A 14,091-nucleotide genomic window follows, 5' to 3' on the forward strand; every position below is an offset into this window, starting at 1 on the left:
CCTGGCGGGGGCGTGACCCCGGGCCTTCACCGCGGGCGCATCGTGGTTGCTCACGCGGTTCCCCGCGCCCCTGGCCGGGGCATGACCCCGGGCCTACACCGCGGGCGCGCCGTGGTTGCTCGCGCAGTTCCCCGCGCCCCTGGCCGGGGCGTGACCCCGGGCCTACACCGCGAGTGCATCGTGGTTGCTCGCGCAGTTCCCCGCGCCCCTGGCCGGGGCGTGATCGCAGGCCTTCACCGCGGGCGCATCGTGGTTCCCCGCGCCCCTGGCCGGGGCGTGACCCCGGGCCTACACCGCGAGCGCGCCGTGGTTGCTCACGCAGTTCCCCGCGCCCCTGGCGGGGGCGTGACCCCGGGCCTTCACCGCGGGCGCATCGTGGTTGCTCACGCGGTTCCCCGCGCCCCTGGCCGGGGCATGACCCCGGGCCTTCACCGCGGGCGCATCGTGGTTGCTCGCGCAGTTCCCCGCGCCCCTTATGGGGCTCGCCCGGGGAACTGTTCACAGGGCTTCGGCAAGCGCCCCTGCAAGGGGTGCGGGGAACTGCGCGGCCAGCCCCCACCGGGGCCGCAGAAGACCAGGCGCCCCCGGAGGCTAATGCGCCGCCGATTCCCAGTTCGGGCCCACGCCCACCGAGACATCCAGCGGCGCCCGGAGGGCCACCGCGCCGGCCATCTCGCGGCGGACCAGCTCCTCCACCTTCGCGCGCTCGCCCGGAGCGATCTCCAGGACGATTTCGTCGTGGACCTGCAGCAGCATGCGCGAGTCGAGCTCCGCCTCGGTGAGCGCGCGGTGCACGTTCAGCATGGCGATCTTGACGATGTCCGCGGCCGTGCCCTGGATCGGGGCGTTCAGCGCCATCCGCTCGGCCATCTCACGGCGTTGGCGGTTGTCGCTGTTGAGGTCCGGCAGATACCGCCGGCGGCCCAGCATCGTCTCCGTATACCCCGTGGCCCGCGCCTCGTCGACCGCGCGTCGCAGATAGTCCCGCACCCCGCCGAACCGCTCGAAGTACGTGTCCATCAGGGCACGCGCCTCACCCGCGTCGATGTTCAGCTGCTGGGAGAGGCCGAACGCCGACAGGCCGTACGCCAAGCCGTACGACATGGCCTTGATCTTGCGCCGCATCTCCGCGTCGACCTTCGAACGGTCCACGGAGAACACCTGCGAGGCGACGGTGGTGTGCAGGTCCTCACCGGAGGTGAACGCCTCCAGGAGGCCCTCGTCCTCGGAGAGGTGCGCCATCACGCGCAGCTCGATCTGGCTGTAGTCCGCCGTCATCAGCGACTCGAAGCCCTCGCCCACCACGAAGCCGCGGCGGATCGCGCGGCCCTCGTCCGTGCGGACCGGGATGTTCTGGAGGTTGGGATCCGTCGAGGAGAGACGGCCCGTCGCGGCCACCGTCTGGTTGAACGTCGTGTGGATGCGGCCGTCCGCGGCGATCGACTTGATCAGCCCCTCGACGGTGACGCGCAGCTTCGCCTGCTCGCGGTGGCGGAGCATGATGACCGGCAGTTCGTTCTCCGTCTGGGCGGCCAGCCAGGCCAGCGCGTCCGCGTCCGTGGTGTAGCCGGTCTTGGTCTTCTTCGTCTTGGGGAGGTTCAGCTCGCCGAAGAGGACTTCCTGGAGCTGCTTGGGCGAGCCGAGGTTGAACTCGTGGCCCGCCGCGGCGTGCGCCTCCTTCACCGCCTGCTGCACGGCGCCCGCGAACTGCTGCTCCATCGCCTCCAGATGGGCGCGGTCGGCCGCGATGCCGTGCCGCTCAAGGCGGGCCAGGAGCGTGGAGGTGGGCAGCTCGACGTCCTGCATGAGGTCGCTCGCGCCGACCTCCCGCAGCTTCTCGCCGAAGGCGGTGCCGAGGTCCAGGACGGTGCGGGCCTGCGACATCAGGAAGTCCGCCTCGGCCCGCTCGTCCTCCTCCGTACCGAAGGCGAGCTGCCCGTCGGCGGCGGAGGCGGGCGCCAGCTCACGGCCGAGGTACTCCAGGGAGAGGGCGTCCAGCGCGAAGGAGCGGCGGCCCGGCTTGACGAGGTAGGCGGCCAGGGCGGTGTCCATGGTGACGCCGTCCACCGACCAGCCGTGCTCGGGGAAGACCCGCATGACCGCCTTGGCGTTGTGCATCACCTTCGGCTTGGCGGGGTCGGCGATCCAGGTCGCGAACGCGTTCTCATCGGCCTCGTCCAGCGTCGCCGGGTCGAACCAGGCGGCCGCTCCCCCGGCCGCGGCGAGCGCGACCTCGGTGACGGTGCCCGAACCGAGCTGCCAGGTGTCGACCGTCGCGACACCGAGGACCGCCTTGCCGTGCTCGGCCAGCCAGGGGGCGAGCTCACCCGCGCCGAGGACCGCGCCGTCCAGCTCGACGCCGGGCGCGACGGGGGTCTGCTCGGCCTCCTCGGCGCCCGGGTCGACCGCCAGGAGACGCTCGCGCAGCGAGGGGTTACGGATCTCCAGGGTGTCCAGGACCATGGCGAGCGCCGTGCGGTCGTACGGAGCGCGCTCCAGGTCGGCGACCGTCTTCGGCAGCTCGACGTCGCGCACCATCTCGGTCAGGCGGCGGTTGAGCTTGACCGCCTCCAGGTGGTCGCGGAAGTTCTGCCCGGCCTTGCCCTTGACCTCCTCGGCGCGCTCGACGAGGTCGGCGAACGAACCGAACTGGTTGATCCACTTCGCGGCGGTCTTCTCGCCGACACCGGGGATGCCCGGGAGGTTGTCCGACGGGTCGCCGCGCAGCGCCGCGAAGTCGGGGTACTGGCTGGGCGTGAGGCCGTACTTCTCCGCGACCTTCTCCGGGGTGAAGCGGGTCAGCTCCGAGACGCCCTTGGTCGGGTAGAGCACCGTGACGTGGTCGGTGATCAGCTGGAAGGAGTCGCGGTCGCCGGTGACGATCAGGACTTCAAAGCCGGCCGCCTCGGCCTGGGTGGCGAGCGTCGCGATGACGTCGTCCGCCTCGAAGCCGTCCACGGCGAAGCGCACCGCGTGCATCGCGTCGAGCATCTCGCCGATCAGCTCGACCTGGCCCTTGAACTCGTCCGGGGTCTTGGAGCGGTTCGCCTTGTAGTCGGGGAACTCCTGGGAGCGCCACGTCTTGCGCGAGACGTCGAAGGCCACGGCGAAGTGCGTGGGTGCCTCGTCACGCAGGGTGTTCGCCAGCATCGACGCGAAGCCGTAGATCGCGTTCGTCGGCTGGCCCGTCGCGGTCGTGAAATTCTCCGCGGGCAGCGCGAAGAACGCCCGGTACGCCAGGGAGTGCCCGTCCATGAGGAGCAGGCGCGGGCGCTGCTCGCCGCCCGCCTTCGGGGCCTTGGCCGCCACGGTCTCGGACTTCTTCTTCGATGCTGTTTCTGCCACGTCCCCGATCCTGCCACGCCCCACTGACAGTCCGGTCCCGCCCGCCCCCTCGGCCGGGCGTTGTCACCGGCGCGTGGGAGGATCGATGACGTAGCTCACGTAGGTGCTCGAAGGGGAGCCGACCATGGCAAGCAAGCCGCCCAAGGGCGATCCGGTCCAGGACGCGCCGCAGGTCGAGCAGGCGCAGCACGCCGCCGCCGGGCTGCCCGCCATCGGCCACACGCTGCGGGTAGCGCAGCGGCAGATGGGCGTGCGCCGCACCGCCCTGACCCTGCTGCGCGTCAATCAGAAGGACGGCTTCGACTGCCCGGGCTGCGCCTGGCCCGAGCCCGAGCACCGGCACAAGGCGGAGTTCTGTGAGAACGGCGCGAAGGCGGTCGCCGAGGAGGCCACGCTGCGCCGCGTGACCCCCGACTTCTTCGCCGCGCACCCCGTGGCCGACCTCGCGACCCGCAGTGGGTACTGGCTGGGGCAGCAGGGCCGCCTCACCCACCCCATGTACCTGGCGGAGGGCGCCGAGCGGTACGAGCCCGTCTCCTGGGAGCGCGCCTTCGACATCGTCGCCGAGGAGCTGGCGGCCCTCGCCAGCCCCGACGAGGCCGTCTTCTACACCTCGGGCCGCACCAGCAACGAAGCGGCGTTCCTCTACCAGCTGTTCGCCCGCGAGCTGGGCACGAACAACCTGCCGGACTGCTCCAACATGTGCCACGAGTCGTCCGGCTCCGCGCTGACGGAGACGATCGGCATCGGCAAGGGCAGCGTCCTGCTGGAAGACCTCTACAAGTCGGATCTGATCATCGTCGCCGGGCAGAACCCGGGCACGAACCACCCGCGCATGCTCTCGGCCCTGGAGAAGGCCAAGCACAACGGCGCGAGGATCATCACGGTCAATCCGCTGCCCGAAGCGGGCATGGAGCGCTTCAAGAACCCCCAGACCCCGCAGGGCATGCTCAAGGGCACCGCCCTCACCGACCTCTTCCTCCAGATCCGCCTCGGCGGCGACCAGGCCCTCTTCCGCCTCCTGAACAAGCTGATCCTTGAGACCGAGGGCGCGGTCGACGAGGAGTTCGTACGCGAACACACCCATGGGTACGAGGAGTTCGTCGCCGCCGCGCGGGACGCCGACTGGGACGAGACCCTGACGGCCACGGGCCTGTACCGCGCACGCATCGAGGAAGCCCTCGCCATGGTGCTCGCCTCCAAGCGCACCGTCGTGTGCTGGGCGATGGGCCTGACCCAGCACAAGCACTCCGTGCCCACGATCCGCGAGGTCGTCAACTTCCTTCTGCTGCGCGGCGACATCGGCCGCCCCGGCGCGGGCGTCTGCCCCGTGCGCGGCCACTCCAACGTGCAGGGCGACCGCACGATGGGCATCTTCGAGCGGCCCGCGCCCGCCTTCCTCGACGCCCTGGAGAAGGAGTTCGGCTTCGCACCGCCCCGCCACCACGGCCTGGACGTGGTCCGCGCGATCCGCGCGCTGCGGGACGGCGAGGCGAAGGTCTTCTTCGCCATGGGCGGCAACTTCGTGTCGGCCTCCCCCGACACCGAGGTGACCGAGGCGGCGATGCGCAAGGCCCGCCTGACGGTGCACGTCTCCACGAAACTGAACCGCTCGCACACCGTCACGGGCGCGCGCGCCCTGATCCTGCCGACGCTCGGCCGTACCGAACGCGACCTCCAGGCGGGCGCCGAGCAGTTCGTGACCGTCGAGGACTCCATGGGCATGGTGCACGCCTCACGCGGCCGCCTGGAGCCCGCGAGCGACCAGCTGCTCTCCGAACCCGCCATCGTGTGCCGGCTGGCCCGGCGCGTCCTCGGCCCCGCGTCCCGTACGCCCTGGGAGGAGTTCGAGAAGGACTACGCCACCGTGCGCGACCGCATCGCGCGCGTGATCCCCGGCTTCGAGGACTTCAACGCGCGCGTGGCGCACCCCGGCGGCTTCGCCCTGCCGCACGCCCCGCGCGACGAGCGCCGCTTCCCCACCGCCACCGGCAAGGCCAACTTCACGGCCGCCCCGGTCGAGTACCCGGCCCTCCCCAAGGGCCGCCTGCTGCTCCAGACGCTGCGCTCCCACGACCAGTACAACACCACCATCTACGGCCTGGACGACCGCTACCGCGGCATCAAGAACGGGCGCCGCGTCGTCCTGGTCAACCCCGAGGACGCCGGGGAGCTGGGCCTCGCCGACGGGACGTACGCGGACCTGGTCAGCGAGTGGCGGGACGGCGTGGAGCGCCGCGCGCCGGGCTTCCGCGTCGTGCACTACCCGACGGCCCGGGGCTGCGCCGCCGCGTACTACCCGGAGACCAACGTGCTGGTGCCGCTGGACGCCACCGCCGACACCAGCAACACCCCTGCCAGCAAGTCCGTTGTCGTACGCCTGGAACAATCCTCGCTCGACTGAGCGTTTGCTCAGCGACAGCGCAAGTGATGCGTGTGACGACGGACGAACGAACGGAGCCGGGCCCCATGGGTGAGCAGCACAGCGTGAAGTTCCCGCAGGAGGTCATCGACGAGTACGCCGCGCTCGGTATCGATCTGGCCGCCCTGTTCTCCGCGGGGCACCTCGGCACCCGCATGGGCGTGCAGATACGGGAGGCCTCGGCGGAGCGCGTCGTCGGCACCATGCCGGTCGAGGGCAACACCCAGCCGTACGGCCTGCTGCACGGCGGCGCGTCCGCGGTGCTCGCCGAGACCCTCGGTTCCATCGGCGCGATGCTGCACGGCGGTGTCGGCAAGCTCGCCGTCGGCGTCGACCTGAACTGCACGCACCACCGCGGTGCCCGCTCCGGCCTGGTCACGGGCGTGGCGACGCCGGTGCACCGGGGCCGCTCCACGGCCACGTACGAGATCGCGGTCAGCGACGAGGAGGGCAGGCGGGTGTGCAGCGCGCGCCTGACGTGCATGCTGCGGGACGCCCCCGCCGGCCGCGTGGACGGCGCGACCGGCTGACCCGGCGACGGGCGGGGGGGTACACACATCACCAGGGCGGGCGCACACGTCACGAGGGCGGGCGCACGCGCATTGTCGGAGCGTGCGGCTCCGGACTAGCGTCGGCGCATGAGGCACCGGATACGGCACCGGAGACAGCGCCGGAGACGGCTCTGTGCGCTCCCCCCTCCCGCCCCCGCCGGCCGTCGGCACCGGCACCGGCACCGGCTGCGCGTCGAACGGGCAGCACCAGACCCTGCGCGACATCCGTCAGGCACGCGAGCGCCGCGCCGCGCGCCATCGTGGCTGCGAGCCGACCGGCGGGCCCTGGGCGTGAACGCCATCGGCCCGGTCGAGCCGGGTGAGGACACCTACGGGCGCGAAAACGCCCATGGCCGGAAAGCCGCCGCCCCCAGGGCTGCCTGGCGAGCCCCCCGCCGCACCGCCCTCGCCGCCGCCGCGGCCGTGCTCCTTGCCGCGGCCGGGCTGACCATCCACCTCACCCGCCCCGAGCCGCCGCCCGCGCCGCCCCCGCTCTGGCCGTCGCAGAGTGTGGCGGTGACGTACACCGGCGAGATGTCGCGTCCGCGGGCCGGGGAACGGAACTTCACCTTCGCCGTCCTCGTCACCCATGAGGCCGAACCCCCGGTGTCCGTCCGGCGGGTCGCCCAGCCCTCGGCGGCGCTTTCGGTGCACGCATCCCCCGCCACCCCATTCACGGTGAAATCGGGAACACCCCGGAAGTTGATCATCACGATGCACATTCGCGAATGCGGAGAAGTGCCACGGAATGCCGGACTCCCTTTCCTGGAAGTAACACTGCGTAATGCGCGCGCAAACGAGCGGCAGAGTTACATCCTGGGTCCGGAATACGCAAATGATCTTTCCGGAGCGCTGACCGCCGCATGCCCACGAACACGCGTGTCATGAGCCAAATACCCTTACGCTCCTGCCGATTGTCCTGGAGATTCTCAGCATGTGGATGCGTCGAGATCCCCCGAACAAGGTCACATTCGGCCTCAACCGCCCCCTGCGTTCCAGCCCGGAATACTCCGTGGCATAACAAGAGCGTCACAGCCTTGGTCTGACCACTCCACCTGGAACAAAGGCGCCCTTAGAGTCACGGCCAGTCACCGCGCCCACCGGATTCCCGTCAGTTCGGTTCCGCGCTCGACTCGGCATCCCAACAAGGGACGGCCGTGCCAGGGGAAAGGACTGATCGTGCGTCAACGTTCGCTCATAGCCATCACCGCTGCACTCACCGCGGGGGCTCTCACCCTCACCGCCTGTGGCTCGCGCGACGACAAGGACAAGGGAAGCGCCGACGGCGGCGGCACCACCGTGGTCATCGGCGTCGACGCGCCGCTGACCGGTGACCTCTCCGCGCTGGGCCTCGGCATCCGCAACTCCGTCGACCTCGCCGTCAAGCAGGCCAACGACAAGAACTACGTCGACGGCATCACCTTCAAGATGCAGGCAGCCGACGACCAGGGACAGCCCTCCTCCGGCCAGACCAACGCCACCAAGTTCGTCGCCAACAAAGAACTCCTCGGCGCCGTCGGCCCCCTGAACTCCTCCGTCGGCGAGTCCATGCAGAAGGTCTTCGACGACGCCAAACTCGTCCAGGTCTCCCCCGCCAACACCAACCCGGCCATGACCCAGGGCCCGGACTGGAACGGCGGCAAGAAGGTGCGCCCCTACAAGGCCTACTTCCGTACGGCCACCACCGACGCCATCCAGGGCCCCTTCGCGGCGCAGTACCTGTACAACAAGGCCAAGAAGAAGAAGGTCTTCGTCATCGACGACAAGAAGACCTACGGCGCGGGCCTCGCAGCCACCTTCAAGGACGAGTTCACCAAGCTCGGCGGCAAGGTCGCGGGCACCGAGCACGTCAACCCCGACACCAAGGACTTCGGCGCCGTCGCCACCAAGATCCGCAACTCGGACGCCGACGTCGTCTACTACGGCGGCGAGTACCCGGCCGCCGGCCCGCTGAGCAAGCAGATGAAGAAGGCCGGAGCCAAGATCCCGCTCGTCGGCGGCGACGGCCTCTACAGCGCCGACTACATCAAGCTCGCCGGCAAGGACGGCAAGGGCGACTACGCCACCTCCGTCGGCCAGCCCGTCGAGCAGCTGCCCTCCGCCAAGGAGTTCATCGCCAACTACAAGAAGGCCGGTTACAAGGAGGCCTACGAGGCCTACGGCGGCTACTCCTACGACTCCGCCTGGGCGATCATCGAGGCCGTCAAGAAGGTCGTCGAGGACAACGACGGCGAACTGCCCTCCGACGCCCGCGCCAAGATCGTCGACGCCATGCAGGACGTCTCCTTCGACGGCGTGACCGGCAAGGTCTCCTTCGACGAATACGGCGACGCCACGAACAAGCAGCTCACGGTCTACCAGGTCAAGGACACCACCGACCCGGCCAAGGGCTGGCAGCCCGTCGAGTCCGGCACCTACACCGGCTGACCCACCACCACAGCCCGACACCACCGCGCACGACACCACCGCGCACGACACCACCGCGCGGGGCGCTGCCCGACAGCGCCCCGCGCGGCGTCACATCCGACACGGTGACATCCCGGCCGGCACAGCGGTGCCGTGCCCGTCGCGTCCGTCGCATCCGACACCCGTCGCTCGAAAGACTCGGAGGACCTGCGGTGCACGAACTGCCGCAACAGCTGGTCAACGGCCTGCTACTGGGATCCATGTACGGCCTGATCGCCATCGGCTACACAATGGTCTACGGCATCGTCCAGCTCATCAACTTCGCCCACGGCGAGATCTTCATGGTCGGCGGCTTCGGCGCCCTCACCGTCTGGCTCTGGCTCCCCGGCGGCACCACCATGTGGGCGGCCGTCCCCCTCATGATCATCGGCGCCGTCATCGTCTCCACGACCGTCGCGATCGGAGCCGAACGCTTCGCCTACCGGCCCCTGCGCGGCGCACCACGGCTCGCCCCGCTCATCACCGCCATCGGCCTCTCCCTCGCCCTCCAGCAAGCGGTCTGGGCCTGGTACCCCAGCGCCAAGTCGTCCCGCACCTTCCCCGAGATCCCCGGCGACTCCATCCACATCGGCAGCGTCACCATCCAGCCCGGCGACCTCTTCCTCGTCGTCGCCGCCCCCATCTGCATGTTCGCCCTCGGCTGGTTCGTGATGAAGACCCGCGTCGGCCGCGGCATGCAAGCCACCGCCCAGGACCCCGACACCGCCAAACTCATGGGCGTCAACACCGACCGCGTCATCGTCGTCGCCTTCGCCCTCGGAGCCGCCTTCGCCGGCATCGCCGCCATCGCCTACGGCTTCCGCTACGGCGAAGTCAACTTCCGCATGGGCTTCCTCTGGGGCCTCAAAGCCTTCACCGCCGCCGTCCTCGGCGGCATCGGCAACATCTACGGCGCCATGATCGGCGGACTGGTCCTCGGCGTCGCCGAAGCCATGGCAACCGCCTACATGAACGACATCCCCGGCATGGACAAGCTCGGCGGCCAGTCCTGGGCCGATGTCTGGGCGTTCGTACTCCTCATCGTCGTCCTCCTCGTCAGGCCACAAGGCCTCCTCGGCGAGCGCGTCGCGGACAGGGCGTGACAACCATGACCACACAGACCACGGCGGCCGACAACTCCCGCCCGCGCGAAGAAGACGCCCCCACGGGCCTCCTCCCCATCCCCACCGGCCCGGCCCGCGCCATGGCCACCGGCGGCGGCGCACTCACCATCGTCTCCGCCTTCCTCGCCTGGACCTGGACCGCCACCTTCCCAGGCGACCTCACCTACTACGGCTACCCCGGCGGCCTGCAATGGCTCGTCCTCATCACCGGCGCCCTCACCACCCTCCTCGGCCTCGCCTCCTACGGCATCAAAGGCATACGCGCCATCGCCCCCGGCAACGCCGACGCCGCCCTCAAATACGCGGCACTCGCCGCCTTCGCCACCGCCTGGTACACGATCCTCGCGATCAGCGTCCAACTCGGCGGACTCGCCAACCTCGAACCCGGCGTCTGGATCACCGCCATCGCCACCCTCGCCGCCCTCACCGGCGCCCTGGCCCTGCCCTTCCAACGGCCACAGACCTACCCCGTCGACCCCGAGGACACCGGCTGGGAACAGTTCAAACACCGCCTGCGCAACAGCCTGACCACCGTCAAGGGAGCCTTCGCCGCCGAGGCACCCCCCGCCCCGCGCAGACTCCCCGGATACGCCGAAATCCTGATCATCGTCGCCGCGCTCGCCACCGGCCTGCTCGTCTTCACCTACGGCATCGGCACCGAATACGACGAACTCTTCATCGGCTTCCTCATCTCGGTCGCCTTCGGCTTCGCCGCACTCTCCAAAGCCGGCCTCGTCGCCCACGTCTCCGTCTACACCGCGCGCCACCGCAACGTCACCCTCCTCGGCGCGTTCCTCGCCGCGGCCGCCTTCCCCTTCACCCAGAACGACGACCAGTACGCCACCATCGGCGTCTACATCCTCATCTTCGCCACCGTCGCCCTCGGCCTGAACATCGTCGTCGGCCTCGCAGGCCTCCTCGACCTCGGATACGTCGCCTTCCTCGGCGTCGGCGCCTACGCCGCATCCATGGTCTCCGGATCCCCCTCCTCACCCTTCGACATCCACCTCCCCTTCTGGGGAGCCATCCTCGTCGGCGCCGCCGCCTCACTCGTCTTCGGCGTCCTCATCGGCGCCCCCACCCTGCGACTGCGCGGCGACTACCTCGCCATCGTCACCCTCGGCTTCGGAGAGATCTTCCGCATCGTCGCCATGAACTCCGACGGCGCCTCCGGACCCGACATCACCAACGGCTCCAACGGCATCTCCTCCATCCCGAACCTGAAGATTTTCGGCTTCGACTTCGGCCTGGAACACAGCATCGGCGGCTTCACCATCGGCCGCTTCGCCAACTACTTCTTCCTGATGCTGCTCATCACCCTCGTCGTCGTCCTCGTCTTCCGGCGCAGCGGCGACTCCCGCATCGGCCGCGCCTGGGTCGCCATCCGCGAGGACGAGACCGCCGCACTGGCCATGGGCATCAACGGCTTCCGCGTCAAACTCATCGCCTTCGCCCTCGGCGCCTCCCTCGCGGGCCTCGCCGGCACCGTCCAGGCACACGTCACCTACACCGTCACACCCGAGCAGTACCAATTCGCCAACACCGTGCCACCCAACTCCGCCTTCCTCCTCGCCGCCGTCGTCCTCGGCGGCATGGGCACCATCAGCGGACCCCTCGTCGGCGCGGCACTCCTCTACCTCATCCCCAACAAACTCGCCTTCCTCGGCGACTACCAGCTCTTCGCCTTCGGCCTCGCCCTCGCACTCCTCATGCGCTTCCGCCCCGAAGGCCTCATCCCCAACCGCCGCCGCCAACTCGAATTCCACGAAGCCGAACTCGAACCCGGCGAGACACCACCACCCACAGTCCTCAGCAAGACAGGGGCCTGACCCATGACCACCGACACCACCACAGCAGGCCAGGCCCCCGACACCCCGGCCGGACAGACCGTCCTCGACGCCCGCAACGTCACCATGCGCTTCGGCGGCCTCACCGCCGTACGCTCCGTCGACCTCACCGTCAACAGCGGCGAAATCGTCGGACTCATCGGACCCAACGGCGCCGGCAAGACCACCTTCTTCAACTGCCTCACCGGCCTCTACATCCCCACCGAAGGCGAAGTCCGCTACAAAGGCCAGATCCTCCCCGCCAAATCCTTCAAGGTCACCGCGGCCGGCGTCGCCCGCACCTTCCAGAACATCCGCCTCTTCCCCAACATGACCGTGCTGGAGAACGTGCTCGTCGGCCGCCACACCCGCACCAAGGAAGGCCTCTGGTCAGCCCTCCTCCGCGGCCCCGGCTTCCACCGAGCCGAAGCCGCCTCCAAGGCCCGCGCCATGGAACTCCTGGAGTTCGTGGGCCTCGCCGACAAGGCAGAACACCTGTCACGGAACCTGCCGTACGGCGAACAACGCAAACTGGAGATCGCCCGCGCACTCGCCAGCGAACCCGGCCTCCTGCTCCTCGACGAGCCCACCGCCGGCATGAACCCCCAGGAAACCCGCGCCACCGAAGAACTCGTCTTCGCCATCCGCGACATGGGCATCGCCGTCCTCGTCATCGAGCACGACATGCGCTTCATCTTCAACCTCTGCGACCGCGTCGCCGTCCTCGTCCAGGGCGAGAAACTCGTCGAAGGATCCAGCGAGACGGTCCGGCAGGACGACCGCGTCATCGCCGCCTACCTCGGCGAACCCTTCGAGGAGAACAACTGATGACCGCACTCCTTGAGGTCGAGGACCTCCGCGTCGCCTACGGCAGGATCGAAGCCGTCAAAGGCATCTCCTTCACCGTCGAGGCCGGCAAAGTCGTCACCCTCATCGGCACCAACGGCGCAGGCAAGACCACCACACTCCGCACACTGTCGGGCCTGCTCAAGCCCGTCGGCGGCACCATCAAATTCAACGGCAAAACCCTGCGCAAATACCGCGCCGACCAAATCGTCGCCCTCGGCCTCGCCCACTCCCCCGAAGGCCGCCACATCTTCCCCCGCATGACCATCGAGAACAACCTCCGCCTCGGCGCCTACCTCCGCTCCGACAAGGCGGGCATCGAAAAGGACATCAACCGCGCCTACGACCTCTTCCCCATCCTCGGAGAACGCAGAAAACAAGCAGCGGGCACCCTCTCCGGCGGCGAACAACAAATGCTCGCGATGGGTCGCGCCCTCATGTCACAACCCAAACTGCTCATGCTCGACGAACCCTCCATGGGCCTCTCACCGATCATGATGCAGAAGATCATGGCGACCATCGCCGAACTGAAATCCCAGGGCACCACGATCCTCCTCGTCGAGCAGAACGCCCAAGCGGCGCTCTCCCTCGCCGACGAGGGCCACGTCATGGAAGTCGGCCGCATCGTCCTCTCCGGAACAGGCGGCGACCTCCTCCACGACGAGTCCGTACGCAAGGCGTACCTCGGCGAGGACTGAGACACCCGCCCGTCCCTCCCGCATACGACAGGGCCCGCACCCCGGCTTCGGGGTGCGGGCCCTGTCGTACGTACGTACGCGCGTATGCCGGCTCCGGGGCTAGCCCTTCGCCGCCTTCTTCTCCTCGGCGTCCTCGATGACCGCCTCCGCGACCTGCTGCATCGACAGCCTGCGGTCCATCGACGTCTTCTGGATCCATCGGAACGCGGCGGGCTCCGTCAGGCCGTACTCCGTCTGAAGGATCGACTTCGCGCGGTCCACCAGCTTCCGCGTCTCCAGCCGCTGGGAGAGGTCCGCGACCTCCTTCTCCAACGTCTTCAGCTCCGCGAAACGCGAGACGGCCATCTCGATCGCCGGGACGACGTCACTCTTGCTGAACGGCTTCACCAGGTACGCCATCGCACCCGCGTCCCTCGCCCGCTCGACGAGGTCCCGCTGCGAGAACGCGGTCAGCATCAGCACGGGGGCGATGGACTCCTCCGCGATCTTCTCGGCCGCGGAGATGCCGTCCAGGACGGGCATCTTCACGTCCAGGATCACGAGGTCGGGCCTGTGCTCACGGGCCAGCTCGACGGCCTTCTCACCGTCGCCCGCCTCGCCGACGACGCTGTAGCCCTCTTCCTCCAGCATCTCTTTGAGGTCGAGCCGGATCAGGGCCTCGTCCTCGGCGATGACGACGCGGGTCGTCAGCGGAGGAACGTGCGACTGGTCGTCGTCCGACGCTTCGGTGGGCTGTGGCGGCTCGGGGGCGGTCACGGGGGCTCCTCGATCAGGGCAGGGGTACAGCTCCCAAGAGCCTACCCAGCTGCGGTATGGTGGTTGGGCAGCGGGTCG

At 69.3% G+C, this 14,091-nt stretch carries 11 protein-coding genes; 9 read left to right on the forward strand and 2 right to left on the reverse strand.

Annotated features, from left to right (window positions below; all coding sequences use genetic code 11):
* Positions 1-591 precede the first annotated feature (591 nt).
* Entirely contained in the window at positions 592-3,345 is a 2,754-nt protein-coding gene (polA, locus tag ACF062_RS01195) for a DNA polymerase I (protein WP_392134127.1), read from the reverse strand.
* Positions 3,346-3,469: 124 nt separating this feature from the next.
* Here polA and ACF062_RS01200 point away from each other — a divergent pair, with 124 nt between their 5' ends.
* The 9 genes from ACF062_RS01200 (at position 3,470) to ACF062_RS01240 (ending at position 13,257) form a co-directional block, all read left to right on the forward strand.
* Positions 3,470-5,749, forward strand: coding sequence for an FdhF/YdeP family oxidoreductase (locus ACF062_RS01200; RefSeq protein WP_392134130.1), 2,280 nt, complete (start codon positions 3,470-3,472; stop codon positions 5,747-5,749).
* 65 nt (positions 5,750-5,814) lie between these two features.
* Complete coding sequence (locus ACF062_RS01205) at positions 5,815-6,297, forward strand: PaaI family thioesterase (RefSeq protein WP_392134132.1); 483 nt, start codon at positions 5,815-5,817, stop codon at positions 6,295-6,297.
* A 154-nt stretch (positions 6,298-6,451) separates the two neighbouring features.
* A complete protein-coding gene (locus ACF062_RS01210; RefSeq protein ID WP_392134135.1) occupies positions 6,452-6,613 on the forward strand; it encodes a hypothetical protein in 162 nt (53 codons plus the stop codon).
* Entirely contained in the window at positions 6,610-7,206 is a 597-nt protein-coding gene (locus ACF062_RS01215) for a Tat pathway signal sequence domain protein (RefSeq protein ID WP_392134138.1), read from the forward strand. The genes ACF062_RS01210 and ACF062_RS01215 overlap by 4 nt, the downstream gene beginning before the upstream one ends.
* 291 nt (positions 7,207-7,497) lie before the next feature.
* A complete protein-coding gene (locus ACF062_RS01220) occupies positions 7,498-8,745 on the forward strand; it encodes an ABC transporter substrate-binding protein (RefSeq protein ID WP_392134141.1) in 1,248 nt (415 codons plus the stop codon).
* Between the two features lie 191 nt (positions 8,746-8,936).
* Complete coding sequence (locus ACF062_RS01225) at positions 8,937-9,866, forward strand: branched-chain amino acid ABC transporter permease (protein WP_223774053.1); 930 nt, start codon at positions 8,937-8,939, stop codon at positions 9,864-9,866.
* A 5-nt stretch (positions 9,867-9,871) separates the two neighbouring features.
* Positions 9,872-11,716, forward strand: coding sequence for a branched-chain amino acid ABC transporter permease (locus tag ACF062_RS01230; RefSeq protein ID WP_392134144.1), 1,845 nt, complete (start codon positions 9,872-9,874; stop codon positions 11,714-11,716).
* A gap of 3 nt (positions 11,717-11,719) precedes the next feature.
* Complete coding sequence (locus ACF062_RS01235; protein WP_392134147.1) at positions 11,720-12,541, forward strand: ABC transporter ATP-binding protein; 822 nt, start codon at positions 11,720-11,722, stop codon at positions 12,539-12,541.
* Positions 12,541-13,257: an ABC transporter ATP-binding protein gene (locus ACF062_RS01240; protein ID WP_392134150.1), complete on the forward strand. Its 717-nt coding sequence runs from the start codon at positions 12,541-12,543 to the stop codon at positions 13,255-13,257. The genes ACF062_RS01235 and ACF062_RS01240 overlap by 1 nt, the downstream gene beginning before the upstream one ends.
* A 99-nt stretch (positions 13,258-13,356) precedes the next feature.
* Here the strand turns inward: ACF062_RS01240 and ACF062_RS01245 are convergent, their stop codons facing one another.
* Entirely contained in the window at positions 13,357-14,013 is a 657-nt protein-coding gene (locus ACF062_RS01245) for an ANTAR domain-containing response regulator (RefSeq protein ID WP_392134152.1), read from the reverse strand.
* Between the last annotated feature and the right edge of the window lie 78 nt (positions 14,014-14,091).

Origin of the sequence: Streptomyces sp. NPDC015345 (assembly GCF_043078805.1) — a bacterium.
Lineage (GTDB): Bacteria > Actinomycetota > Actinomycetes > Streptomycetales > Streptomycetaceae > Streptomyces.